The following is a 25,040-nucleotide window of genomic DNA, read 5'->3' as shown; positions in this document are numbered from 1 at the left end:
TTAAATTTCTCCCCTCGATAATTCATTTCTTCGTATATCCGCTTGCCTACAGCTCCAGCTTTGAAACATACAGCGTGTTGTCCTTCACCTCAATGACTACGACACGCGCACCTGAAGGAATCATCGATCCGTCAAAGCTGGCGGCGATTTGGTTCGACACGCCGGCACCCGCTTTAATCATGACTTCCCCATAACCGACTTCGGGAATAGGAACGAGCACTTCCGCGATAACGCCGGACAGCTCTTTCATTGAGTAGCCCGTGGAGCTCTCGCTATTCTCCATCGGCTTCACATAGAAGAAGTACACGCATATGCCTGCAATTACGGCGAATAATACCGCAAATCCAATAACAGCGGCACCGCCTAATTCGCTGTAACGGTCGAGCATCATACCCGCACCCCCGAAAACGGTGATTCCGCCCACGACTGTCATCGGCTGTAAGACGGGATGCCCGTCAATGGAGAGGAAATCTAGTGCCCCGTCAAGCGCCAGGCTGAGCCAATCGCCGAATATGACACTAATGACGGCAAATAAAGCACCCCCGATCAGGCAGGACAAAAAAAGCGTCTCCATCGTCCCCCTCCCTTCGTACCATCCATATTCTTGAAGCTGAGCCGATATTTATTACGCACTTACACTGAGGAAGTTGCGTTCTTTCAACCGCCAATATATAGAAAAACGGCCGAACCGGCTGTCAGGCAGGTTCGACCGTGTAATCTGTTTCAGTATTAAGGCCATGGCAATGATTGAGTCTCTCTTTTGGCAAGCCGTTATTTTACATATTCGGACAGTCCGATGTTCAAATCTTTTATGCCTTGGGCTACCAGCTCAGCTATCCGTTCCGCTCCTTTCTCGGTAAAATGAGTACAGTCCGTACCATTCACGGAGACCATAAAAAAAGATGATGCGTGTTCGTAGCCGGTCGAAGCATAACATTCAAGGCTTCTATCCATTAAATCGATCAACGGGACGTTTTCTGTCGCAGCGAGCTCTTTGATCGCATCGCAATAATCGGGAAAATCATTAATAAAACCGCCATCCTCATGATGCAGCCTTGCAACAGGTGTTATCAGCACCGGTATCCCTTTGCGCTCGCGCGCTCCATCCACATACATTTTCAAATATACTTTATAGGTTGTTTGCGGCTTGGTATATCGTTCCGGCTTGCTTAACGTGGAATCGTTGTGCCCCATCTGGATCAATAGATAATCGCCTTCCTGCATCTCCGATAAAATATCGTTAAGCCGTCCCTCCGTAACGAAGGTTTTACTGCTTCTCCCCCCAATCGCATGATTGAACACTTTTATATTTCCGTTAAAATAATTGCCGATAAACTGCCCCCAGCCCGCTTGCGGGAATTGGCCCTTGCCGTAGCTTTGGCAAGTAGAATCGCTCGCCAAATAAACACTCAATTGCCTGGTCATGAACAGCATCTCTCCTATTTATGAGTGTGAGCAAACTCATTCACCGGCTGCGGTGAAGAGCTGCTTGTCAAAATACCTTAGCGGGCTTCACCGCCGGGATAAAGCGAGCTGTACAGTCTCTTTGGTTGAGGCAATGACGGACCCGCGGCGACCTGCGCCGGATCGAATTCGCGGCTTGAGAAAATATAAGCCGTTTCGTCAGTGTAAATAATAATCTGTTCATGTCCTTCCCCAAACAAATCCGCATGTACGGCATAGCCTTCGATGGGAAACTCCGTGACCACGTTCATAAAACCGTCGTATAGTGCCGGATATACACCTCCGCCCCTACGGTATGCCAATATATAATCGAGCCGGCTATCGTCCCAACTGCTGACGGTTTCGATTATGGTCAGCCAGCCCTCGGTTTTTCGTTCCTCTTTCCATAATTCCCTCCCCTCGGAGTTCAATAGAAACATGCCGTCTTTACCTTTGAGATTCCCACCCGTATCGCCTCGGACGATGCGGTCAAGACCGGCAATCTGCAGCCCATGAAGGTCCGCCCGGAACTTGCCGAGCGCCACATGCTGAGACTCAATAGAACCGTCATATCTCCACAGCTCCCTTCCATTCCGGTCGTACATCACCGTAACGCTCCCGCCGATTACAAGCTCCTTCTCTCCGTCGCCATTAACGTCCCCAACCCAAATGCAATCGGCGTGGTCGTCCAGTTCGCTGCAGCTCCATAGTAGGCGTCCGTTATGATCAAGCAGATCATAACCGGCCATAACCTCGTCGCGGCCGTCGCCATTCAGATCATGTACCCAGGGAAAATGTCCCGGGTTCCCCTGGTATGTCCAGAGCGTCCGAAACTCCGAATCGAGCGCCCACAAACGGTGGTACCGGTCCTTTAGGATGATATCGGTCGGCCGCTCGCCCCCGGATAGATTGGCGATGACGATACAATCGTGCGCTTGCGGGTCAGGCAGTGCAAATGTTCTCATGACCGCACCGGTCTCACCGTCAATCACATGAAATCGATCGTTCATTATGCATAGCACTTCAAGCCGGCCGTCTCCGTTTAAGTCATATATTTGGGCCGGATAATCGGATCCTGGGCTTCCTGCCTTGGGATCGGGCTTGCCTAACTGCCACAATAGTCTCCCGTCCATATCATAGGCGGTCAGGCACTGTACCTGATGCGGGATATAACGGACATCCTGCCGGTTACCAGGCTGAACCATGACAATTTCCATCCTGCCGTCTCCGTTCAAATCCCCGAGCAAGGCCTTGCAGCGGGGCCCGGCTTGCCGGATGTCAAGCTTGCCGAGCAGCACCGGCTCCGCATGCATCTTGGTCATCGGTAATTCCTCCTGTTATCGGTTTCCATGCTGCAACTACCGCTGCATTTCCGTATCTTAACCGATCTCCGCGAGACCAACAATCATACTTTTTTGCCTGATTTGAACTTTTCTGCAGCACCCACCGCGCTCTGTCGCCTTTCCGCAAGAAAAAGAGGACATGTTCAACGGATTAACCGTCGTAACAAGCCCTCTTGGAACAGTTCTGCTTATTGGATTATAATTTTGGCAAATTTACGTTTCCCGACTTGAATAACATCCCCATCCGCAATTGCAACGTCGGCGCCAGGGTCGTCAATTTTGTTCTCGTTAATTCGAACGGCTCCCTGCTGAACGCTCCGTTTGGCTTCGCTGCCCGAAGGCTGAAGACCTAAAGTGGTGAGAAGTTTAACTATGCGGATTCGGCCGTCTTCAAGCTCGGACGCGGCAAGCACGATCTGCTCGATATCCTCTGGCAGGGCACGCTGCTGGAATACGGTGACAAAATGCTGCTCAGCCTGTGCAGCCGCCTCCTCGCCGTGGTACATGCGCACGAACGTTCGGGCAAGCTGCATTTTAGAATCTCGCGGATGCACCGTACCGCCTGCAATCCCTGCGCGCAGCGATTCAAGCTCCTCGTTGCTCATATCCGTGGCGAGTTCATAGTATTTGACCATCAATTCATCCGGGATCGACATCGATTTACCATAAATCTGATTCGGCTCCTCGTCGATACCGATGTAATTGCCAAGGCTTTTGCTCATTTTCTGAACGCCGTCCAGCCCTTCGATTATGGGGGTCATAATCGCCGCTTGCGTCGCTTTGCCATACTCTTTCTGCAGGGTCCGCCCCATGAGCAGATTAAATTTCTGATCCGTGCCGCCGAGTTCTACATCACTCTCAAGAGCCACAGAGTCAAACCCCTGCATAAGCGGGTAGAAAAACTCATGAATGCTGATCGGCTGACCTGATTGGTACCGCTTGGTGAAATCATCCCGTTCAAGCATGCGGGCAACCGTCACTTTCGCGGAAAGCGTAACGACATCGGCGAAATTCATTGGACCAAGCCACTCTGAGTTGTAATACACTGTCGTTCGCGACGGATCAAGAAGCTTGAATATCTGCTTCTGATAGGTTTCGGCATTCCGCTTTACATCTTCCTCGCTCAGCTGTTTGCGCGTTTCGGATTTTCCGGTCGGATCGCCGATCCGTCCCGTGAAATCGCCGATAATGAGCTGCACTTCGTGTCCAAGCTGCTGAAATTGGCGCAGCTTGTGAAGTACGACCGTGTGTCCGATATGGATGTCCGGCGCCGACGGATCAAGTCCCAGCTTTACTTTCAAAGGTTTTCCTGTAGCGACTGAATTTACAACCTTCGCTTTTAATTCGTCCTCAGGCACGATTTCGACGACACCGCGCCGGATGACGTCCATTTGACGCTCCACTTCGTGTTGCTGCTTGGGTGTCAACTTTTCCCATTTCACCATCTCATGATCCACTCCCGTCCGGAAATAAAAAAAATCCTTTCGTCTCAAGGGACGAGAAGGATTTGCTCGCGGTACCACCCTCGTTAGAGCGGCCGTAGGGATCACCGTGCATCCCGGACGGAAAATATCTGCTCTCACTTCATTTCATAACGGATTCGCTCCGGAAACGGACTACTTATAACGTTCTTACACGTCGTTCGTCCGATCAGCTCGAGGCGGTAATTCAAACTGCAGCGCGTACCGGTTTACACCAACCACCGGCTCTCTGAAACAACTATCTGCAGTTCTACTTAAGCCTGTCCACACTATTCTGATATGCACTTTTCTTGCTATTCGTTATACCACAGCACAATGCAATAAGTCAATCTGTCATTAACCGCATTAACCGAGCTGTTTCCGAATCCCCTAATATATGGACAAAAAACTGTCTAATTCTGCACTTTGCATCGATTTATGCTATAATATTTCTGTTAATCGGAGGAGGAGTATTATAACTATGGATCAAGACCGTCAACAGAATACGAATGGACACAGCAGATGGCGGACATTCGGAATTGTGACGCTCATTACAGTCAAATGGTTATTTATTTTCGGACTATTAATCGGACTGCTGACTGCGGGAATTGCAGCGGGCTATGTCGCATCCTTCGTGAAGGACGAGCCCATTAGAACAAGAGCGGAAATCGAAGCTAAAATTAATGAGAACTCCATAACCGGCTTTGTTTATTTCAACGACGGGATTACCCCGGTCGGACAGCTGCGGACTGAGGAAGACCGACGGATTGTGAAACGCAAGGATATTCCCCAGCATGTCATCGACGCGGTATTGGCCACCGAAGATAATAATTTCTACAATAACTTCGGTATTGATTTTAACGGACTCGGCCGTGCCATAAAACAAAAGCTGCTGAATGAGGAAACTCAAACCGGAGGCAGCACGCTTACGCAGCAGCTGGCGCGGCGCGTTTTTTTAAATCTTGACAAGACCGACAGCCGTAAAGCAAAAGAAATTTTCCTGTCGCTTAGATTGACAAGATTTCTGACTAAAGATGAAATATTAACGGCCTACTTAAACAAGGTTCCATTCGGAAACGGTAACAGCGGTTACAATCTGTACGGCATCAAAGCAGCGGCTAAAGGTATCTTCAATATCACCGATTTGAATCAGTTAAACATAGCGCAAGCGGCTTATTTGGCGGGATTGCCGCAGCGCCCTTCCGCTTATACCGCATTCACCAGCAAAGGCAAATTCAATGAGAGCGGCTTCAAGCTGGCACTGGAGCGGCAGCATAACGTCCTCAAATATATGCTGGAAAACAAGCGGATCAATTCAGAGCAATATCAAACGGCCCTGAAGTTTGATGTCCGTTCATCTCTTGCCAAACCGGCGGAGAAAGCATATTCGACGTTTCCGTACTTAATGCTTGAATCCGAGCGCCAGGCGTCCGAAATATTGTTGATGCAGAAGGATCCCAAATTAACGATTGAAGACGTGCGCAAGAAAGAAAACGCCCCCTTGGTAGAGGAAGCACGCGAGCAGCTTCTTCGCGGCGGCTATCATATTTATACTACAATCGACAAACGCGTTTACAGTCTGATGCACGAAATTAGCTCCGACAGCAACAACTTCACACCTTACAGTAAAGAGAAAGGTTTGGAGCAGATTGCGGCCGTTATGCTCAATCATAAAACAGGCGCTGTTCTGAGCATGATAGAAGGCAGAGACTTCTACACGGAACAGATGAATCACGCGACCCAGATGACTCGGCAGCCCGGCTCCGCCATGAAGCCGATCGCGGCATATTTGCCGGCCATTGAGAAGGGTCTCGTTCAACCGGCCAGCATCCTTGACGATTCGCCTATGGTGTTTAAGGATGGGGTAAAGGGTTTCCACATCCCGATGAACTCGAACAAGAAATTTTACGGCCTGGTAACGGCGCGCGAAGCGCTTGACCGGTCCTTGAACTTGCCAGCTTTGAAAATTTTCAACCAGATGGTTACGATTCCTGAAGCCTGGAAGTTCGCCCGTAAGCTTGGCATCTCAACAATCCAGCCGGAAGACTCTTACGCGCAGACAGGTGTAATCGGCGGCCTGAGCGAAGGCGTATCGGTTGAGGAGCTCACGAACGCATATGGCGCAATCGCCGATAACGGCATTTTTAACGAAGCCTATATGATCAGCAAAATTACCGATGCAGACGGCAATGTCGTTTATGAGCATAAGCCCTCGCCGCTGCGGGTGTTCTCGGACCAAACGGCATTCCTCATGACAGACATGCTGCGTACGGTCATCTCCGATCCGAGTGGAACCGGGCATTCCATCGCGTCCAAATTTAAAGGGTACGGCAAAATTCCCGTTGCAGGCAAAACCGGGACTACGCAGGACTATGGCGATGTCTGGTTTATGGGATTCACGCCTGACATAACTCTTGGCGTATGGGCGGGGTATGAAGAACAGATACATACACTTTCAAAAGACGGACGGGCTCGCGCGAGAGTAATCTGGACGCAGATTATGAACTCCGTCACCACAGATCGTCCCGACCTATTCCCGACGAAGCAGTTTACGATGCCCTCCGGTATTGTAAAAGCAACGGTATCAAGCGTTAGCGGAATGCTTCCTACCGATTTGACCCGTCAAACCGGAAAACTGGTGACTGATTATTTCAACAGAAATTATTTGCCTACGAAACTGGATGACGCGCTTGTGAAAATGTCATATATCCGTTATAACGGAGTCAACTATATTCCACAGCCGTCAACTCCTGCCGATATGGTCCGCGAACAGATTGTCGTGAAGCGCAAAAAGCCGCTGGATCAGCTGATGGCGGAAATCGCAGCGGCACAGGCGAAGCTGCCGCAGAAGAGCAGACGCCCAATGAGCGCATACCTGCCCGCGGACGCATCGGATGATGCTCCGTCCCAGGTCGACCCGCGTGTGGATGACGGTAAAGCCCCTTCCCCGCCGGCTAATGTAAGGTTGGAGCCGGTGCAAGGAGCTTACAAGATCACTTTCGCGAAATCGCCGGATGGCGATGTGGTCGGTTATCGGTTATACCGTTCTGTTGACCGGGCGCCTTACGCTAACATTGCTCCCTCGATACTTACCGGCGATAGTATGCAGTTCGTTAATGCTGCCGGCGCCGGAACATACAGCTACTATGTCACGGCCGTCGACGTGGCCGGCAACGAATCGATGCCGAGCATCATCGTCTCATCAGACGGGTCGAGCTCCTCGCCTGGACCTACGCAGCCAGGTGACGGAACGGAACCCGGCCCGCAAGGGACGGATGGCGGTAATGTTATACCTGATCCCGGAGCCGGAGCTGGCGGGGAGAGCGCCTTAGCGGCGCCTTCAGCACCTTCCGGTGTCAAGGTGGAAGCGACGGATCTCGGTATCAAGCTTACCTGGGCGGATAACGCTTCAGCGGAGCAGGTAACCGAATATAACGTATATTACAGTGCCCAGAACGATGGGAAGTTCAATAAAATAGGGTCCACCACTGAAGCCCGATTCGAGTATGTATCGCCCCTTTCGAGCGGTTCCTTCCGTGTCACGGCTGCCAACCAGAACGGTGAATCGCCTCCTTCGGAAACGGTTCATCTGCAATGACAAAGCCGCCCATTTGCATCGGATTAAGATGCAGATGGGCGGCTTCAATTTTGTTATAAGGCCACTCATATTATTCAATCCTCGATCGTAGACAAATCTCCGGTTGGAAGGTTTAATTCCCATGCCTTCAGAACCCGGCGCATAATCTTCCCGCTTCGTGTCTTCGGCAGCTTCTCTTTAAACTCGATCTCGCGCGGTGCGGCATGCGCGGAAAGACCTTCTTTAACGAATTTGGATATATCGGCCTTCAGCTCTTCAGATGGATAATAACCTTCGCGAAGCGCTACAAATGCTTTGATGATTTCGCCTCGCATCGGGTCAGGCTTGCCGATCACACCTGCTTCCGCTACCGCAGGATGCTCCACGAGCTTGCTCTCGACCTCAAAGGGACCTACCCGTTCGCCGGAAGTGTTGATGACATCATCAATTCGGCCTTGGAACCAGAAGTAACCGTCCTCATCCATATAAGCGGAGTCTCCTGAGACATACCAGCCCGGAATACGGAAATATTCTTCGTATTTGGACGGATTATTCCAAATCTTACGCATCATGGACGGCCATGGCGTCTTAATCGCCAGGTTTCCCATCCGGTAAGGCGGGACCTCATTACCGGTATCGTCAATAATCGCCGCCTGCACGCCCGGCAGAGGACGTCCCATCGAGCCGGGCTTAATATCCATGCTCGGATAATTGCAGATGAGCTGCGCCCCCGTTTCCGTCATCCACCACGTATCGTGGATCCGCTGGTTGTACACTTTGAGGCCCCAGCGCACAACTTCGGGATTAAGCGGCTCGCCGACGCTGAGCACGTGCCGCAAGCTGGATAAGTCGAATTGACGGACAACATCGTCCCCTGCGCCCATTAACATCCGGAATGCCGTCGGAGCGCTGTACCAGACCGTCACTCCGTACTTTTTAATAGTCCCATACCAATCCTGCGGGCTGAACCGTCCTCCGCGTATAACGTTCGTCGCGCCGTTAAGCCAAGGAGCAAAAATACCGTAAGAAGTACCCGTCACCCACCCCGGGTCGGCTGTGCACCAGTAAATGTCGTCAGGCTGCAGGTCAAGTACGACGCGTCCGGTGTAATAGTGCTGGATCATGGCATTTTGCGCATGGAATACGCCTTTGGGCTTTCCTGTTGAACCGGAGGTATAATGAATCAGAAGTCCGTCTTCCCTGCCAAGCCATTCAATCTCCGCTTCCTCGGAAGCTTCGGCCATCTCGGCATTGTAGTCAACAATCCCGTCTCCTGCTTGGACGCCATCGCCGAAAACAATGATATGCTTGAGCTCGGGGAGCTGATCGCGAGGAATCCGGGACAGCAGCGAAGGTGTCGTTACGATCGCCGCAGCACCGCTGTCCTGCAGCCGGTCCTTGACGGCGGTTTCCATAAACGCTTCGAATAAAGGTCCGACAACGGCGCCTACCTTGAGTGATCCCAGCAAGCTGAAGTAGAGCTCAGGCGTACGCGGCATGAAAATAAAGATCCGCTCGCCCTTTCCGATACCAAGTCCGCGAAGCACATTGGCGAAACGGTTCGACTGCTTTGACAGCTGTTCAAATGTATAGGATTCGTCTCTCGCCGTGTCGCTATAATAAAGTGCGATTTTATCGCCTCGCCCTTGCTCCAGGTGGCGGTCAATCGCTTCATAGGCCATGTTGACTTTACCTGTGGTATGCCAGGAAAACTGCTGTTCGATTTGTTCAAAACTGAACTGTTCAACCGTTTCTTCATAGCTTTTCATGTTGGAGCCGGATGCCGTCGCCGGGATCCGTTCTTGATGCATGTCTACCATTTTCATCATCCCCTCCTGCCCATTGTTAAACCGTCCGCCGGGCATTTTAACCATAAAGGAACGCCGCGGCAGAATACGCTTTCATATTATATCATAGCGTTTAATCATTCAACCATTCTTTTCATTTAAGCTTTTTTTTGCTATAAGTAGGTTAGACCTTGAAAGGAGCCGGTACCCATTGGAACATCGGAAAATGATGCATACGCAGCGTCTCCCCTACCTTAACCGGGAACTGGTTATCGAGGGACCGATACCCGCGGATGTCCTCTCACGGCTTGTGCTTCATCCGGATCTGGACGCTTTTCGAAGGCCTAATGAGCAGCACAAGGCGCTGATTGAAATCGCAGAGCTGGAAGAAGGCCGCATCATCGCGGCACGGGACGGTGAGACGGTGATAGGATACGTAACCTTCCATTATCCGGACGAAATGGAGCGCTGGTCGGAGGGCGGCATGGAGGATTTAATCGAGCTTGGAGCTGTCGAGGTAGCCGACGATTACCGGTCGCTCGGGCTTGGCAAGCGAATGATCCGAACCGCGTTTGAAGGATCCCAGCTCGAGAATGCAATCGTATTCACGACTGAATATTATTGGCATTGGGACTTGGAGGGGACGGGACTCAATGTCTGGGACTACCGTTCCATGATGGAGAAGCTGATGCAATCCGTCGGGATGATCTGGTTCGCGACAGACGACCCGGAGATTTGCGCCCATCCGGCCAACTGCTTGATGGTTCGGATCGGCAAGGAAGTACCTCTCTCTTCTGTGGAACAATTTGACCGCGTCCGTTTTCGGCAGCGGTTCATGTATTGAGGAAGGATGATGAAGCCCGATGACGGCAAATGCCGTATTTATCCAACATACAGGTGCAGCCCGATATAAATTCAATGAAAATCACCCGTTCCATCCTCAACGCCTGACGCTTGCTTCGGACCTGCTGGAAGCTGCAGGGGCGCTTGAGGCTGGACACAAAATTCAATCCTCAGCTGCTGAGGACGAGCTGCTGCAGCTTGTTCACCGCAGCGATTATATTGAAGCCGTGCGACAGCTCAGCAAGGACACACCCGGCGATGAATGGGTTTTTCAAGCTGAGCGCTATGGCTTGCGCTCTGAGGACACGCCTTATTTTCCAGGGATGCATGATGCGGCAGCGGAGATCGTCGGCGGCTCGGTGCTTGCTGCAGATCTCGTCATGACGGGACAGGCCCTGCATGCTTACCACATGGCCGGAGGGCTGCATCACGCCTTCCCGGATCATGGCTCCGGCTTCTGCGTCTATAACGACGCTGCAATAGCGATAGCTAGAATCAGAAGGCTTTACGGCGCTCGAGTTCTGTATATCGATACGGACGTACATCATGGTGACGGCGTTCAGTGGGCTTTTTACAACGACCCCGACGTTTGCACATACTCAATTCATGAGACGGGCAAATATCTCTTTCCCGGTACCGGATTCGCTCACGAACGAGGTGCGGAGGAGGGTTATGGGGCCAGCTTTAATGTCCCCGTCGAGCCCTATACCGAGGACGATTCCTGGCTCGAGAGCTTCACGGATTCCATCGAGAAGGTCGCAGCCTCGTTTAAGCCGGACATAATCGTGAGCCAGCATGGATGCGATGCCCACGCTTTCGACCCGCTTTCTCATATGCACTGCAGTATGCGTATTTATCAGAAGATGCCTGCCATTATTCATCGTCTGGCCCACCGGTTTGCCAGCGGACGCTGGATTGCAGTCGGCGGGGGCGGATATGACATATGGCGCGTTGTACCGCGCGCTTGGGCGCTCGTATGGCTCGAGATGACGGACCATCCAATTGCTTCCTTACTCGCAGCAAGCGGAACTAACGAACGTCTGCCGGAGTCCTGGCTGAGACGTTACCGTCTTGAATGTCCGGATGAACTCCCCACCCACTGGCTGGATGATACGAGCGACTGGCCGCCTATACCCCGGCGTTCGGAAATCGAAGCCCGTAACCGGCAGACAACGGCGATCGCAGTTCAAGATATATAGTGACGGTTTGTCGTGCGTCACAGCATCGGCAGGCACGATAGTCAATTAGTAACGTAGTGAGAAATTTTCGCAGTCCGGTAATTTAAAAAGGCTATTCTACCTGACCCTCCATGGTGGCGGGTTAGCGGAATAGCCTGATTATTGTGTCTGAACACCACAGGGGCGCAGATTACATATGTTGGATCATTTCGTCGATGATGCGATGCGAGTTGACTGATGCTTGTACAGTAAATTCTGCGAAATTGACATGCGCAGAGCCGTCGGCTTTATCCGACATGGACCGGATGACGACGAACGGTTTGCCGTTCATCACGCATACTTGCGCCAGCGCCGCGCCTTCCATTTCCGTACATGCGCCGCCGAGTTCTTCATACAGTTCCCGAACGGCTTCACGGGAAGCGATAAATTGATCACCGGAAAGCACTTTCCCCTTGGCACTGCGGCCGGGGAATAACCGCTCGCATGCATTCGCTGCGAGCTCGACAAGCGCCGGGTCGGCGATGAACTCGGATACCTCCTGGAAAGGAATCTGTCCGCGGGCAAAGCCCAGCGGCGTACAATCCATATCATGCTGCAGGCACGTCGTCGAGACGACGATATCGCCGATGTCCAGGGTTGGATCAACCGCTCCCGCAACTCCGGTAAACAAAACGCAGTCGACCCCGGCATCTATGAGCAGCTGTGTACAGACCGCGGCATTCACTTTGCCTACACCCGATTTGCAGAAAACGACTTGGCGTCCATGAAGCGTGCCTTCCACATAGGTGATGCCGGCTTTAATAAATGAACCGGTTTTCTCCACATGCTTGTGGAGCAGTTCGATCTCTTCCACCATTGCGCCGATTATTCCGATTCTCGAATATCCCATCGTCATTCCTTGCTTCCCACCGACTGGCGAGTGACGATCTCATGAGGAAGTACGACCTTCCCTTGTTCAACCGACTCTTTCTTCATCAGCTTAGTTAGCAAGCGCATCGAAACCGCGCCGATATCATACATCGGCTGGGCGACTGCGGTCAGCTGCGGCCGAACCATCGAAGCCATGCGGCTGTTGTCGACGCTAATGACAGAGATATCTCCCGGCACCTTAAGTCCTGAATCTTGTATGCAGTGTATGGCGCCGATCGCCATCTCATCCGTAGCTGAAAATACCGCTGTAGGGCGGTCTTGCAATTCGAGGAAATATTTCATCGCTTCCACGCCGGATTCATACCGGTAGTTCCCGATACGCACCATGTTCTCGTCATACGGAATGCCCGCGGCTTCAATCGCCCGCTTATACCCTTGATAACGCGCGTAACCGTTGGCGGGATCCTGCAGCGTTCCGCTGATCATGGCAATCTTCCGGTGTCCTTGCTCAATAAGCATCCGTACTGCGTCGAAAGCGGCGCCTTCATGATCGATATCCACTGATGGAATGGAACCATTATCGTCAGTCGTCGCACAAAGCACAATCGGTACATTGGCTGTCTTGAATGCCTGCAGATGCTCGTCCGTCACCGCTCCACCCATAAACAGGAGACCGTCGACCTGCTTCTCCAGCAGCGTATTAATGACGCGAATCTCTTTGTCCTTCTTCTTATCGGCATTACACAGTATTATATTGTAGTGATACATGTTGGCTATATCTTCAATGCCCCGGGCAACTTCAGCGAAGATAGCGTTGGAAATGTCGGGAATAACCACTCCTACGGTCGTCGTCTTCTTGCTTGCAAGTCCGCGGGCTACAGCATTCGGACGATAGCCGAGTCGTTCGATCGCTTCAAATACCTTTTTGCGCGTCTGCGGTTTTACGTTCGGGTTGTTGTTTACGACCCGTGAAACCGTGGCCATCGATACGCCTGCTTCTCTTGCTACATCATAAATGGTTACCGTCACGGTCCTTCTCTCCATTAGCTCAAATTTTGTTCTCGCGCCGCATTACTTTACCGTAATGATACGACAAAATATTACTTTTCGCAATGATTGCCGAGATGTTCGCCTAATGTCAAGCTGATATCATGTGCGGCTTAATTGAATAAGCCGTTTATGTAAGTCTGCCATCCACGCATTATCACCGGCGGATTGCGCGATAGCGTATAAAGCGAGAAGCATGTCGATACGCTCCTCCGTGCGCCTTTTCAAGGCATCGGGATCCGATAGTTTGCGGTCGTGGTATGCCTCTACCAACAAATCTGCCCATTCATTCCATTCGTTAAACAAATACGTCTGTTTTTCCGGACGGTTCCCGAGTTTGCCGATCAATCCGGTCAAATCCGGTTTCACTTCCGGAAACACTTCGCTTCGGTTGCAAGACTGGCAGGAGTAAATCGGAACATTATCAATTTCCACCTTGCCCGAATAGATAACGGTACGCAGTTTCATCAGCATCACATCGCCGCAAGGACAACGTTTATGCAAAATAGTCACTCCTTCTCATAGCAGCGGCCTGCGCTCAGTCTGAAAGCATAAAGACAGCGCCCAATGATAAGGTATTCGACTTAGTTCATTTGAAGTCCTTCTTCATGTTATCTTGTAATTTTTGCATTCTTTGGTCAGGATGTGAGCTTCCGCCACCATTTCCGGACCGCAGGAACCGCAATGACAAGCATGGCCAGCGCTCCGCCGATACAATCGTTTCGTATGTCATGAATATCCGGCGTTCGTCCCCCGACAAACGATTGGTGGAATTCATCAGTCACCCCATACAAGCCGCACAGCGCGACGATAAGAACCTTGTACTTCCAGCTGTCCGCTTTGCTTCCGAAGCCGAAATCAATGGCCAGAGCCAGCAGAAAATAAGCGATGAAATGTCCCCAATCGAAATTGGTCATGCCGGGAAACAATTCCCGGAACCAGGGTAAGAAAGTATTTAGCTCATCCCCGGTCTGTGCGGAAAAAATAAAAATGACAGCCATTACTATAACCGCAGGAATAGCGTACAACCAGCTTCGGCGACGCTGCTCGATTTCTCCCGCAGCCGATTTCGTTTGCTTCATCGGTTCACCTTCGATACAATAATTAAGATCATTTATTTTCTAATAAATTCATTGCTTTCGAAGTTTACTTCGAAAAACTGATGTTTCAGGAGGGTGAAGACAATGACGCTGCAAGGCAAGACAGTAATCTGTCTGCTCGACGACGAATTCGAAGATTTAGAGCTTTGGTATCCGGTTTACCGCGTCAGGGAAGAAGGCGCGACCGTCCTCTTCGCAGGGCCCGAGAAAAACCGCACTCATATCGGTAAATACGGCGTTCCCGCCAAAGCCGACATATCCTTCGACGAGGTGGACAGCGCCGCAGTTGACGGACTTCTCGTACCCGGAGGCTGGGCGCCGGACAAGCTGCGGCGATACCCGCAGGTGCTCCAGCTTGTAAAAGATCTGGACGCCGCACGCAAGCCGATCGGACAAATTTGCCATGCCGGCTGGGTGCTGATCTCAGCGAAAATATTGAACGGCCGCAATGTGACGTCGACACCGGGTATTCGGGACGATATGGAGAACGCGGGAGCAACCTGGATCGACGAGCCGGTTGTCGTCGACGGCCACTTGATATCGTCGCGCCGGCCGCCGGATTTGCCGCCATACGGCAAAGCGTTCGTCGAAGCGCTTCGCGGTCTTTAGTTAGCCGGTCCGAAGCATAGGCTAAGCTTAAGAGGTCCTGAATGCGGTGGACTTCACATCCATATCGCTGGATTGGTCGTTTTGAAAGGCTGCCAGCATCTCGTGAATGCTTTTGCTGGTTTTGCACTTCAAAAGCTTCTCGAACATCGAACGGCTGGCTTGCTGCTTAAGGCAAAGCAGCCGTTCTTTTATGGGCAGAATGGCATGCGCCGACATGCTCAGCTCATCGACATCAAGCGCAAGCCAGAGCGGCAGCGCTCTCAGATCGCCTGCAAGCTCTCCGCATACGCCGACATGTATACCGCCGCGCTTCGCCGCTTCAACCGTCATCTTCAGCATTCTCAGAACAGCCGGGTGATAGGGCTCATACAAATGAGAAATTTGATCGTTCATTCGATCAACTGCGAGGGTAAATTGAACCAGATCGTTGGTGCCGATACTGAAGAAATCGACCTCTTCCGCAAGTATGTCCGCAATCATAACCGCCGCCGGCAGTTCTATCATTATGCCGACTTCGATATTCTCATCGAAGGAATGCCCTTCCGCCGTCAGCTCCTGCTTTGCTTCCTCCAGGAGGGCATTAGCTGCTTTCACCTCTTCCAGGGAAGAGATGAGAGGATACATGATTTTCACCTTTCCGAAGCTGCTTGCCCGAAGGATGGCCCGAAGCTGCGTTTTGAACAAGTCGGTTTTGTCCAGACATATACGAATCGCCCGGTAGCCAAGAAACGGGTTATCTTCTTCAGGCAGCTCGAAATAGTCGAGATGCTTGTCACCGCCGATATCGAGCGTGCGGATAATGAGCGGACAGCCGCCGAGCTTCTCGGCAACGCTTCGATACACCTCGTACTGCTCCTCTTCTTTCGGGAGACGGCTTCTGTCCATGTAAAGAAATTCGGTGCGGAAGAGCCCGACGCCGTTCGTTCCGCTGGCAAGCGCTACATCCAGTTCCTTAAGGGAACTGATATTCGCGGCAAGCTCGATCTCTTTCCCGTCTTCAGTGACAGGCTTGACGCTGACAATGCCCTTAAGCCTTTGATTCGCTTCATACTGGCGTTTCTGCAGCTCGGTATACTGCTTCACTAACGAGTCTTCGGGGTGCAAGTGCACAATGCCCGTATCACCGTCTACGATAAGCATATCACCGGTTTGAATAGGCTCCTCGAGCTTCGATTCCAATCCGACAACCAGAGGAATTCCCAGCGCTCTGGCCATGATTGAGGAATGAGAGGTGGTGCTTCCGACAAGCGTCGCAATACCAAACACATGATTGGGGTTTAAGTGCGCCAGCTGCGAAGGCGAGAGTTCTTTGGCCACGAGAATAAAGGGCTGCGTATCGGAAGGCAGCGTTATTTCCGGGGCGCCGAGAAGATGCTTGAGAAGGCGGTTGCCTACATCTTTAATGTCAAGAGCCCGTTCCTTCATATATTCATCGTCAAGCAGATCGAACATCGTGACGAAATGATCAATCGCTTCCTTCACGGCCACTTCGGCCGCTTTATATTGACGTTGAATAATGCCCTGTATTTCGTTCATGAATACCGGATCGTCCAGTATTGCCAGATGAGCGTCGAAAATATAGCTTTCCTCTGTCCCGACCACCTCGCGCAGTTCGTCTTTCATCTGCTCGATTTCCACTTTCGATGTGCGGATGCCTTCATATAAACGGTCGAACTCGCGCGCCAAATCGGCAACGTCGATCTTTTGCTCCGGTAAATCCCACTCCCAATTCGGCAGTACAAAAGCCTTTCCGATCGCGATGCCCGATGATGCTCCAATTCCTTGAATCACGCCGTATCCCCTCCACCGCTTCTCTCTTTCAAAACGACCGACATTACCGATGCTTGACCCCGTTTCACGCCTTTAAACGGCGCAAAGCTCCACGAGCGAACCCTGTCGGAGTTCGTAATAACCATCGGCGTTGCCAGCGATTTACTATCCTTGCGGATCTGCTGTAAATCGAATGTGATCAACAGCTGCCCAGGGTTCACCTGGTCTCCTTCCTTGACGACGGCCTTAAACCCTTTTCCTTTTAACTGCGAGGTATCTATGCCGATGTGCAGCAGTACATCCAATCCTTCCGGCGTGCGAATGCCGATTGCATGCATAGAAGGATAAATGTGAATGACTTTCCCCTTGACAGGTGAGACGAGCTCTCCTTTTTCCGGCATAAAAGCGACCCCCTCGCCCACGAGTTTCCCGGCGAAGATTGGATCAGGCACTTCGCTCAGCGGAATCATCCGGCCCTGGACCGGAGAGCTGAACAAGACCCTTGAAAGGTCCCTTCGAATGGCCTTGTCCATCTCTTCTCTGATCAGCTCGGAATAGGTGCCGAAGACGATCTGCACATTGCCTCCTCCGAGCCGGATAACCCCGGCCGCACCAAGATGCTTGAGCGCACTGCTGTCTATGAGTTTGTCGCTGACCACCTTTAAACGAAGACGGGTGATGCAAGCCTCCATCTGCTGGATATTCTCCTTGCCGCCGATGGCCTGCAGAATAAGAGGTGCCCGGTATGGAATGTCGCCGGCCCATTCATCCAGCTGCGAGCCTTCCTCGCGGCCTGGTGTCGGAATACGGAAACGGCGGATGGCCCAACGGAACAGAACATAATAAATAAGGCCGAAGACGAGTCCGATCGGCAGCAGGAGCCAGCCTTTTGTAGCAAGATGCTCGTTTATGAGAAAATCGATCGCTCCGGCAGAGAAAGAGAAGCCGGCGCGGATTCCAAGCTCGTAAGTAAACCACATCATCAGTCCCGAGAGCAGCGCATGAACAACAAACAAATACGGAGCTACGAACAAAAACGCGAATTCGATCGGCTCCGTCACCCCGGTCAGAAAGGAAGCAAGCGCCGCTGTCAGAAATGTCTTGCGGATTTTAGGCTTCAGATCCTCCCGCGCTTCATGAATAATCGCAAATGCTATAGCAGGGAGAGCAAACATCATTGTCGGATAGAGACCCGCCATAAATGCGCCCGCAGTCGGATCTCCGGCGAAAAACCGCGGCAAATCACCGAAGAGCATCGTACCGTCCGGCAGCTCGTACCCACCCACCTGGAACCAGAACACATGGCTCACGAGATGATGAAGGCCGAAAACTACTAATATGCGTAGCACGAACCCGAACAGAAAAACACCGAATCCGCCACCTGACGATACAATATCGCCAAGCGCCATCAATCCGTTGTGCAGGCTTGGCGCCAGCTGCACCATTAAGATCGCCCACAGGGCGGAAAACAGGCTGACAACAAGCGGTATAAACCGGGGACCGCCAAAAAACTGGATATATTCCGGGAACTTGATCGACTTGAACCGCTCGTTGAACATGCTGGTTACAAGCCCTATGATAACACCAGTGAAAACTGTCGGTTCAAGCTCGTAATGACTGGCGTTAATAATCCCTGTATAAATGAACATGCCGGCCAAAGCCGCCAGACCGGCGGCGCCGGCATTGCTTGTCATACCCATGGCAACGCCGAAGGCGAATAAGTATGGGAGAAAACTGAAAAGCGCTTCTCCTGCTGTATGAAGATGCGACTGCATGCCCGGAAGACCTATAGACGCCCAAGGTAAAGTACTCAAGCTGAGAAATATTGCGGCTCCCGGCAGCACAATGGTAGGCAGCATCAACGACCTGCCAAGCTGCTGCAAATGACCCATTATGTTCATTCGCATTCCCCCTTTACCCTACAGCGTTGGGCTTTCTCTAATGTTGATGGTAAGCCTTTGACTGGACTTTGTCAAAAGAAAACGGCGGACCTAACGGTCCGCCGCCTCGCTCTTCATACCGCTCCAACCTGTTTTCTAGAAACGCTGTCCGAATTGTTGACCTGCAGTATAGCCAACTTTGGCAAGTACAGGACCATCCTGTGCAGAAGCGTTCGTAGCTTGATATACCGGGTTCGATTGTTGACCGGCTTGCGAGAATTGGTTAAAGCTTTGCGTGCTTGCGCCAAATCCAGCTTGCTGCTGCTGGCCTGCAGTATAACCAAGCTTAGCAAGAACCGGGCCATCTTGTGCAGCCGCGTTCGTAGCCTGGTAAACCGGGTTGGATTGCCCACCGGCTTGCGAGAACTGGTTAAAGCTTTGCGCGCTTGCGCCAAATCCGGATTGATGTTGTCCGAATTGGGCAGCCGTTGAACCTGCATGAGCAATGACAGGTGCAGATTGGTTGCCTTGGCCTGCCGTGTAACCGGCATGAGCGATAACCGGTTGAGCAAAATTCTGCTGCTGGCTGCCGACAAACGATCTGTTTTGCGCAAAACCTTGGTTTGCGAATTGAGAAGCGTTTTGTTGTTGGCCTGCAGAGAAGCCAACATGGGAAATAACCGGACCTGCGTTTTGTTTTCTGATGCCGCCTTGGTATTGCGCTTGCACGAAACCGAGCGGTTGGTATCTGTTCGCTTGTGCTTGCTGACCGCCGAACTGCTGGTTCTGGAACCCGCCTTGCGAAATCATGCTCACTGGTTGTCCTCCTTGGAATTGTAAGATGTCGGTTTTCCTAAGACTGGTCAGTCTAAAGGAACCTTTCTTATTGTTGGAGAGACAAGCGTTTTTTATGAAAAGTTCTCGAAGCATAAATTATGGTTATTTTTTGGATTTTCCATGCGGCAGTAGTATCGAATCCTCAACCTTTATACAGCGGTCCATAATGACCTGCAAGCCTCCTCGGCCTGCGATTTCCGCTGTTACTTCATTGTAAACGCCGAGCTGCAGCCAAATTGCCGAGGCGCCGATCGCCGCTGCTTCCTCCGCGACCTCGGGTGTATGCTCGCTGCGCCGGAACACATTTACAAGGTCAACCTTTTCCGGAATGTCTTTTAGAGAAGGGTAGCTTTTTTCACCGAGAATAGAATCGGCATTAGGGTTAACCGGAATGATACGGTACCCTTTGGCCTGCATCGCCTCCGAGACCATGTATGACGTGCGCTCGGGTTTATCGGAGAGTCCGACGACCGCAATAGTATTCGACTGCTCCAAAATGCGTTTGATTTCTTCCCTCGACGGGTTTTGAAATGCCATAACCGTGCATCCCCTCTCTCACTGAAATTCTATTCAATCCACTCGACATTGGCGCCCAAGGCCTTTAAGTGATCAAAATATTGCGGGTACGATTTGGCCACGTGGTGGGCGTCGCGAATCCGGAGCGGTTGTTTGGCGCGCAAGCCGACGACAGTGAGCGCCATTATAACCCGATGGTCATAGTGAGCGTTAATTTCGACGCCCCCCTCCACTCCTTCGGGACGGCCGTGAACGATAATTTCGCTTTGACGCTCTTCTACGTTCGCGCCGGCCTTGCGAAGCTCGTTCAAATAATCGGTAATGCGGTCGCACTCCTTATAGCGCAAATTCTCTACATCATAGAAACGGGAAGTTCCGTCGGCAAACACGGCTGCTGCGACCATGGCAAGCACGGCGTCTGTCGCTTTGTCCCCGTCGAATTCGAGCGCCTTCAGCTTGCCGTTACCCTGTACCCGGATCGTGCCGTTCTCGTGCGTTAGTGGGACTTCCATCATGCGGAGCACGTCAACGATAGCGCGCTCACCCTGCTTGCTTTTCTCTTCCAGCCGGTGCAGAGTAACATCGGAATTCGTCACCGCCGCCGCCGCCAGAATTGCAGCGGATCCAGGGTAATCCCCTTGAACGACATACTTCTTCGCCTCATACCGCTGACGTCCAGGCACACGGAAATGCATGAGGTCCTCGCTAGCCTCGATTATAATTCCGGCCTGTTCCAATACTTCGAGTGTCTGGCCGACTACGACTTTCGATTTCAGATCATTAAGCACTTCGATCTCGCTGTCCTGCTCAAGCAGAGGCGTGAGAAACAACAAAGCGCTCAAATATTGGGAGCTGACGCTTCCGGAGACGCAGATTTTTCCGCCGCTCGGCTTACCTCCGCGAATGGTAATTGGAAGACGGCCGTTATCATGGTCGACTTCGACTCCGAGCTGTCCGAGCGCATCGATCAAATCATCGTGCGGACGTTTGCCGAGCGAATCGGGATAGCGGTTAATGAATGTCACATCGGGACAAAGTGCGGCTATAGCCATCAGGAAGCGGAGCACCGCTCCGGCATTCCCGACATCAAGCTCTTTCACATCCTTGGGGCTTCGTCCGAAGCCGGTAATGACGATCTTCTCGTCATCCTCTTCAATAACTGCCCCCAAATCGCGGATGCACCGGCGCATTGCGTCGCTATCCTCACTATGGGCCGGGTAATAAATCGTGCTCGTGCCCTCAGCCAAAGCCGCAACCAGCAGGTAACGGGTCGTATAATTCTTGGAAGAGAGCGCTTGAATTTCGCCGTGCAGTTTAGGTGTGGGAATTACGCGAACATCCATTGTCGAATCGTTTCTCCTTTATATATGATGGCTACATTATTATCAATCAATGCCAAGGCAGACGAGTATAAATAAGATCTGTCACTTCTTTGGCGCTCATGGCGGTCGTATCGATCGATAAATGGGCAAAATCGTAGGCATGCTTTCGTTCTTCCAGCAGCTTGTTTACTCTTGCCCGGACGTCTCCCTGCAGCAGCGGACGTGCGGTATCCTGGCTGACGCGCGCAATAATCATCTCGGCATCGGCCTTCAATGCAACCACAAACCCCCGATTCAGCATGAGTTCACGGTTAGCCTCGGCAAGTACGGCACCACCGCCGGTCGCGACTACTTGCCGCTCTTGTCTGTCGAGCACGGCCGCAAGCGCTTCCGTCTCTTGTGCCCGAAAGGCGGTTTCGCCCTTCTCTGCAAAAATATCCGCAATTCGCTTTCCGGCTATGCGTTCGATCTCTTCGTCGACATCGACTTTTTCACATTCCAACCGTTTAGCAAGCAGCCCGCTTACCGTCGATTTTCCCGTGCCCGGAAATCCGACAAGCACGATATGCGTTTGACGCTTGTCCTCCATCGTCTACAGACACCTTCTCATTTTCCACTTAAATTTGGACATATGTTAAACTATCATACCATTTTCTCAAAACTTCGGGTATAAAAAAGTTCAAATTGCGTAGAGATGATAATACCGTTAAATGACCATTTAAGCCGAGGAGTGACCTTTATGGCTCCAAACCGCGAGCCTCATCCGTCGCATCAACGAATAAACCGGATATTAGGGCCCGAGTACCCCTTGTGCCGGGAAGACGTCGTATGGGCGCTTGAATACATGAAAAAGAAAGTGGCTGACGAAGCGCCTGAATTAATCAGCCTTCCCCAGCCACAATTATTGCGTATATTTCAATCGTTTGCCGAAGTGTCGATGATACTGATTAAACAGCGCAGCGGGTGCGGCCCGGAGGCCGACCGTTTGCGGAGCCGATTAGCCGAAGCAATGTCCGGGTTCCATTAATTGACGGACTTGCCCTCCGGTCCTCGTACTACGTATCCAGCCAGTTGAAGTGGAACGTGCCTTCTTTATCGACGCGTTTGAACGTATGAGCGCCGAAGTAATCGCGCTGGGCCTGCAGCAGGTTGGCAGGGAGCCGCTCGGTGCGGTAGCTGTCGTAGTAGGACAGCGCGCTCGAGAACGCCGGAACAGGTATGCCTTGCGTTACTGCAGTCGCAACGACTTCACGCCATGCGCCTTGATACGACTCGACGATTTCTTTGAAATAGGAGTCGAGCAGCAGGTTCGGCAGTCCAGCGTCGCGGTCGTAAGCATCCTTGATGTTCTGCAGGAAACGCGCGCGAATGATGCAGCCGCCGCGGAAGATCATCGCGATATCGCCATAACGCAGGTTCCAGCCGTATTCGTCGGAAGCGGCGCGCATTTGAGCGAAGCCCTGCGCATACGAGCAAATTTTGCTCGCGAACAGTGCTTTGCGAACAGCTTCGATAAATGCCGCTTTATCTCCTTGATAAGGGGCTGAGGCCGGTCCTTTGAGCAGCTTGCTTGCCTCAACTCGTTCTTCCTTCAGAGCGGACAAGAAGCGCGAGAATACGGATTCCGTGATAATCGACAATGGCACGCCAAGGTCAAGCGCGCTTTGGCTTGTCCATTTTCCCGTGCCCTTCTGGCCTGCCGCGTCGAGGATGACATCGACCATCGGCTTATTGGTTTCGGGATCGTATTTGGTGAAAATATCAGCTGTGATCTCAATCAGATAACTGTCGAGCTCGCCTTTGTTCCACTCGGTGAAAATGCTCTGCAGCTCTTCCGTGTTTACGCCAAGCACGCGCTTTAGTAAATCATAAGCTTCGCAAATGAGCTGCATGTCGCCGTACTCGATGCCGTTATGCACCATTTTCACGTAGTGTCCGGCTCCGTCCGGTCCGATATATGTACAGCAAGGGTCGCCGCCGACTTTAGCTGAAATCGCGGTCAGAATCGGTTCAACGAGCTTATATGCGGACTCCTGGCCTCCAGGCATGATGGACGGTCCTTTAAGAGCGCCCTCCTCGCCGCCTGATACGCCGGTTCCGATGAAACGGATGCCCTTCGATTCCAGTTCCTTGTTACGGCGCTGCGTGTCCGGGAAATATGCGTTGCCGCCGTCGATAATAATATCGCCTTCGGCCAAATGCGGAACGAGAGCGTCGATCGTAGCGTCAGTACCTTTGCCCGCTTGCACCATGATCAAGATCTTACGGGGAGTTTCGAGCGATTCCACGAATTCTTCGATCGAATAGGTGCCAAACAGGTTCTTGCCCGGCGAGTCTTGAAGAAGATCGTCTGTTTTCTCACGGGAGCGATTGTACACCGATACGGTAAACCCTCTGCTTTCAATGTTGAGCGCAAGGTTTCGGCCCATTACGGCCAAGCCCACTACACCGATTTGTTGTTTAGACATCTGGTTCTTCCATCCCTTTACTCGTTTATAGTCTACCTCTTACGTGCGCCAATCTTTCGATATCCCGCATAGGGGTACACCTGGACGCTGCGCATACAATACTCCTATTTTACTCTTTTTGACCGGGAATGAAAACTATCTTTCGAATAAAAATGTCGACGGTGTCAAAACCGCTGCCCTGACCGCAACGACCGGAAGCTGATACTGTCCGCATAGCGCCTTAAACAACAAATGAGCTTTCGGGCCTGAATCGCTCCGGAAGCTCACTTGTTCAAATATATCTTATACATAAGTTCACAACTCAAGTTGGATCATCTCGGCCCGTAAAGTTTGCAGACGCTCCTTGGACAATGCCGCATCAGACTCGCGTCCTTCCATAACCGCCTCATGGAGGACGGACAGCTCGTAATCAAGCTCATAACGGAGAACCGACGCCCGCTCTTCCGCCCGCTTCGACTGAAACGCCTGGATAACTTCTTCAACAGTGACAAACGGTTTTTTCTGATAAATGATTCTATGTTCCATGCCGGACACCTCCACAAGTCGTATGATTTCGCCAAACATAATGCTTTCAATCACGATCTGCCTGTCTTTGAAACGCTTTACTACCGCGTGACCGCGGGAATCGTTAATCAGCTTCTCAAGCAGCTCCGACAGCTTCTCATCTTTAATAATATAATCGCCGATAATTTTGTACCGGTGGCGCACCCGTTGGAAACGGAGTTTTACCAGCTTTCGCCCGCTTCGAACGGAAATGAGAAAATAGACGTCCGTTTCGCTCCAATAGAGCGAATACCCTTCCTGGATCAAATCCCGGATCAGATTTTGGATTTGCCGGCGGTCAAAACGCAGCTCCAGGTTGCAATATTCTACTTCGTGACTCTTGTTCATCGGCAATCCCTCCTCCAGCAATATCATTGACGAAATGTTCTGAATATTCTCTCATATTACTATCTTATACTCCATCTTATGTAATGGCAACTTGGTTTA

The 25,040-nt window shown here is 51.7% G+C and carries 22 protein-coding genes and 1 other annotated feature; of the genes, 5 read left to right on the top strand and 17 right to left on the bottom strand.

The features are described from left to right. Positions 1-46: 46 nt before the first annotated feature. The 4 genes from KZ483_RS12680 to tyrS all read right to left on the bottom strand — a co-directional run bounded on the left by KZ483_RS12680 (position 47) and on the right by tyrS (position 4,228). A complete protein-coding gene (locus KZ483_RS12680) occupies positions 47-574 on the bottom strand; it encodes an NfeD family membrane protein (RefSeq protein ID WP_220352989.1) in 528 nt (175 codons plus the stop codon). A 197-nt stretch (positions 575-771) separates the two neighbouring features. After that, the gene (locus KZ483_RS12675) at positions 772-1,425 is read right to left on the bottom strand and encodes a rhamnogalacturonan acetylesterase (protein WP_258881675.1); all 654 of its coding nucleotides are present in this window, start codon (positions 1,423-1,425) and stop codon (positions 772-774) included. Between the two features lie 77 nt (positions 1,426-1,502). Next, on the bottom strand, positions 1,503-2,765 hold the full coding sequence (locus KZ483_RS12670; RefSeq protein WP_220352987.1) for a rhamnogalacturonan lyase family protein: 1,263 nt from the start codon (positions 2,763-2,765) through the stop codon (positions 1,503-1,505). 209 nt (positions 2,766-2,974) lie between these two features. Beyond that, complete coding sequence (gene tyrS, locus KZ483_RS12665; RefSeq protein ID WP_220353414.1) at positions 2,975-4,228, bottom strand: tyrosine--tRNA ligase; 1,254 nt, start codon at positions 4,226-4,228, stop codon at positions 2,975-2,977. A 47-nt stretch (positions 4,229-4,275) separates the two neighbouring features. Then, positions 4,276-4,543: a binding site (T-box leader), on the bottom strand. 184 nt (positions 4,544-4,727) lie between these two features. Here tyrS and KZ483_RS12660 point away from each other — a divergent pair. Next, complete coding sequence (locus tag KZ483_RS12660) at positions 4,728-7,844, top strand: transglycosylase domain-containing protein (RefSeq protein ID WP_220352986.1); 3,117 nt, start codon at positions 4,728-4,730, stop codon at positions 7,842-7,844. A gap of 74 nt (positions 7,845-7,918) precedes the next feature. On the opposite strand, the gene acsA is transcribed toward KZ483_RS12660, so the two are convergent. Beyond that, a complete protein-coding gene (acsA, locus tag KZ483_RS12655; protein WP_220353413.1) occupies positions 7,919-9,643 on the bottom strand; it encodes an acetate--CoA ligase in 1,725 nt (574 codons plus the stop codon). 178 nt (positions 9,644-9,821) lie between these two features. Between acsA and KZ483_RS12650 the strand changes: the two genes are divergently transcribed. Beyond that, the gene (locus KZ483_RS12650; RefSeq protein ID WP_397376171.1) at positions 9,822-10,454 is read left to right on the top strand and encodes a GNAT family N-acetyltransferase; all 633 of its coding nucleotides are present in this window, start codon (positions 9,822-9,824) and stop codon (positions 10,452-10,454) included. A 19-nt stretch (positions 10,455-10,473) separates the two neighbouring features. Then, positions 10,474-11,652 carry an acetoin utilization protein AcuC gene (locus KZ483_RS12645; protein WP_220352985.1) on the top strand — a complete coding sequence of 393 codons (1,179 nt, stop codon included), beginning with the start codon at positions 10,474-10,476 and terminating at the stop codon, positions 11,650-11,652. A 169-nt stretch (positions 11,653-11,821) separates the two neighbouring features. Here the strand turns inward: KZ483_RS12645 and KZ483_RS12640 are convergent, their stop codons facing one another. The 4 genes from KZ483_RS12640 to KZ483_RS12625 form a co-directional block, all read right to left on the bottom strand. After that, entirely contained in the window at positions 11,822-12,520 is a 699-nt protein-coding gene (locus KZ483_RS12640; RefSeq protein ID WP_220353411.1) for a 5'-methylthioadenosine/adenosylhomocysteine nucleosidase, read from the bottom strand. A gap of 2 nt (positions 12,521-12,522) precedes the next feature. Then, the gene (gene ccpA, locus KZ483_RS12635; RefSeq protein ID WP_220352984.1) at positions 12,523-13,530 is read right to left on the bottom strand and encodes a catabolite control protein A; all 1,008 of its coding nucleotides are present in this window, start codon (positions 13,528-13,530) and stop codon (positions 12,523-12,525) included. Positions 13,531-13,650: 120 nt separating this feature from the next. After that, positions 13,651-14,052 (bottom strand): hypothetical protein, encoded by a 402-nt coding sequence (locus KZ483_RS12630; protein ID WP_220352982.1) that lies wholly within the window; start codon positions 14,050-14,052, stop codon positions 13,651-13,653. Between the two features lie 134 nt (positions 14,053-14,186). Then, complete coding sequence (locus KZ483_RS12625; RefSeq protein ID WP_220352980.1) at positions 14,187-14,630, bottom strand: VanZ family protein; 444 nt, start codon at positions 14,628-14,630, stop codon at positions 14,187-14,189. A 102-nt stretch (positions 14,631-14,732) separates the two neighbouring features. Between KZ483_RS12625 and KZ483_RS12620 the strand changes: the two genes are divergently transcribed. Continuing rightward, complete coding sequence (locus KZ483_RS12620) at positions 14,733-15,257, top strand: type 1 glutamine amidotransferase domain-containing protein (protein WP_220352979.1); 525 nt, start codon at positions 14,733-14,735, stop codon at positions 15,255-15,257. Positions 15,258-15,284: 27 nt separating this feature from the next. On the opposite strand, the gene ptsP is transcribed toward KZ483_RS12620, so the two are convergent. The 6 genes from ptsP to KZ483_RS12590 all read right to left on the bottom strand — a co-directional run bounded on the left by ptsP (position 15,285) and on the right by KZ483_RS12590 (position 22,171). After that, positions 15,285-17,048, bottom strand: a complete 1,764-nt coding sequence (gene ptsP, locus KZ483_RS12615) for a phosphoenolpyruvate--protein phosphotransferase (protein WP_220352977.1) — start codon at positions 17,046-17,048, stop codon at positions 15,285-15,287. Further along, the gene (locus KZ483_RS12610; RefSeq protein WP_220352976.1) at positions 17,045-18,928 is read right to left on the bottom strand and encodes a glucose PTS transporter subunit IIA; all 1,884 of its coding nucleotides are present in this window, start codon (positions 18,926-18,928) and stop codon (positions 17,045-17,047) included. The genes ptsP and KZ483_RS12610 overlap by 4 nt, the downstream gene beginning before the upstream one ends. Positions 18,929-19,063: 135 nt before the next feature. After that, positions 19,064-19,723: a hypothetical protein gene (locus KZ483_RS12605; RefSeq protein ID WP_220352975.1), complete on the bottom strand. Its 660-nt coding sequence runs from the start codon at positions 19,721-19,723 to the stop codon at positions 19,064-19,066. Positions 19,724-19,846: 123 nt separating this feature from the next. Then, on the bottom strand, positions 19,847-20,281 hold the full coding sequence (locus tag KZ483_RS12600) for a CoA-binding protein (protein ID WP_220352974.1): 435 nt from the start codon (positions 20,279-20,281) through the stop codon (positions 19,847-19,849). A 29-nt stretch (positions 20,282-20,310) separates the two neighbouring features. Continuing rightward, positions 20,311-21,603, bottom strand: coding sequence for a 3-phosphoshikimate 1-carboxyvinyltransferase (gene aroA / locus KZ483_RS12595; RefSeq protein ID WP_220352973.1), 1,293 nt, complete (start codon positions 21,601-21,603; stop codon positions 20,311-20,313). A gap of 46 nt (positions 21,604-21,649) precedes the next feature. Next, entirely contained in the window at positions 21,650-22,171 is a 522-nt protein-coding gene (locus KZ483_RS12590; RefSeq protein WP_220352971.1) for a shikimate kinase, read from the bottom strand. Positions 22,172-22,321: 150 nt separating this feature from the next. Here KZ483_RS12590 and KZ483_RS12585 point away from each other — a divergent pair, with 150 nt between their 5' ends. After that, positions 22,322-22,609, top strand: coding sequence for a hypothetical protein (locus KZ483_RS12585; RefSeq protein ID WP_220352969.1), 288 nt, complete (start codon positions 22,322-22,324; stop codon positions 22,607-22,609). A 28-nt stretch (positions 22,610-22,637) separates the two neighbouring features. On the opposite strand, the gene gndA is transcribed toward KZ483_RS12585, so the two are convergent. Together gndA and KZ483_RS12575 are read right to left on the bottom strand one after the other, a co-directional pair. Next, the gene (gene gndA / locus KZ483_RS12580; RefSeq protein ID WP_220352968.1) at positions 22,638-24,050 is read right to left on the bottom strand and encodes an NADP-dependent phosphogluconate dehydrogenase; all 1,413 of its coding nucleotides are present in this window, start codon (positions 24,048-24,050) and stop codon (positions 22,638-22,640) included. A gap of 294 nt (positions 24,051-24,344) precedes the next feature. Continuing rightward, complete coding sequence (locus KZ483_RS12575) at positions 24,345-24,941, bottom strand: hypothetical protein (protein ID WP_220352966.1); 597 nt, start codon at positions 24,939-24,941, stop codon at positions 24,345-24,347. Positions 24,942-25,040 lie beyond the last annotated feature (99 nt).

Source organism: Paenibacillus sp. sptzw28 (assembly GCF_019550795.1).
GTDB lineage: Bacteria > Bacillota > Bacilli > Paenibacillales > Paenibacillaceae > Paenibacillus_Z.
The sequence above is the reverse complement of the archived record's forward strand: the minus strand, read 5'-3'. Positions and strand labels throughout refer to the sequence as shown.

Excerpts from the sequence above, each read along its gene's own strand:
- KZ483_RS12680 (WP_220352989.1), bottom strand. The coding sequence starts at position 574 with ATGGAGACGCTTTTTTTGTCCTGCCTGATCGGGGGTGCTTTATTTGCC.
- KZ483_RS12675 (WP_258881675.1), bottom strand. The coding sequence starts at position 1,425 with ATGACCAGGCAATTGAGTGTTTATTTGGCGAGCGATTCTACTTGCCAA.
- KZ483_RS12670 (WP_220352987.1), bottom strand. The coding sequence starts at position 2,765 with ATGACCAAGATGCATGCGGAGCCGGTGCTGCTCGGCAAGCTTGACATC.
- KZ483_RS12660 (WP_220352986.1), top strand. The coding sequence starts at position 4,728 with ATGGATCAAGACCGTCAACAGAATACGAATGGACACAGCAGATGGCGG.
- acsA (WP_220353413.1), bottom strand. The coding sequence starts at position 9,643 with ATGGTAGACATGCATCAAGAACGGATCCCGGCGACGGCATCCGGCTCC.
- KZ483_RS12645 (WP_220352985.1), top strand. The coding sequence starts at position 10,474 with ATGACGGCAAATGCCGTATTTATCCAACATACAGGTGCAGCCCGATAT.
- KZ483_RS12640 (WP_220353411.1), bottom strand. The coding sequence starts at position 12,520 with ATGGGATATTCGAGAATCGGAATAATCGGCGCAATGGTGGAAGAGATC.
- KZ483_RS12625 (WP_220352980.1), bottom strand. The coding sequence starts at position 14,630 with ATGAAGCAAACGAAATCGGCTGCGGGAGAAATCGAGCAGCGTCGCCGA.
- KZ483_RS12620 (WP_220352979.1), top strand. The coding sequence starts at position 14,733 with ATGACGCTGCAAGGCAAGACAGTAATCTGTCTGCTCGACGACGAATTC.
- KZ483_RS12610 (WP_220352976.1), bottom strand. The coding sequence starts at position 18,928 with ATGAACATAATGGGTCATTTGCAGCAGCTTGGCAGGTCGTTGATGCTG.
- KZ483_RS12600 (WP_220352974.1), bottom strand. The coding sequence starts at position 20,281 with ATGGCATTTCAAAACCCGTCGAGGGAAGAAATCAAACGCATTTTGGAG.
- aroA (WP_220352973.1), bottom strand. The coding sequence starts at position 21,603 with ATGGATGTTCGCGTAATTCCCACACCTAAACTGCACGGCGAAATTCAA.
- KZ483_RS12590 (WP_220352971.1), bottom strand. The coding sequence starts at position 22,171 with ATGGAGGACAAGCGTCAAACGCATATCGTGCTTGTCGGATTTCCGGGC.
- KZ483_RS12585 (WP_220352969.1), top strand. The coding sequence starts at position 22,322 with ATGGCTCCAAACCGCGAGCCTCATCCGTCGCATCAACGAATAAACCGG.
- gndA (WP_220352968.1), bottom strand. The coding sequence starts at position 24,050 with ATGTCTAAACAACAAATCGGTGTAGTGGGCTTGGCCGTAATGGGCCGA.
- KZ483_RS12575 (WP_220352966.1), bottom strand. The coding sequence starts at position 24,941 with ATGAACAAGAGTCACGAAGTAGAATATTGCAACCTGGAGCTGCGTTTT.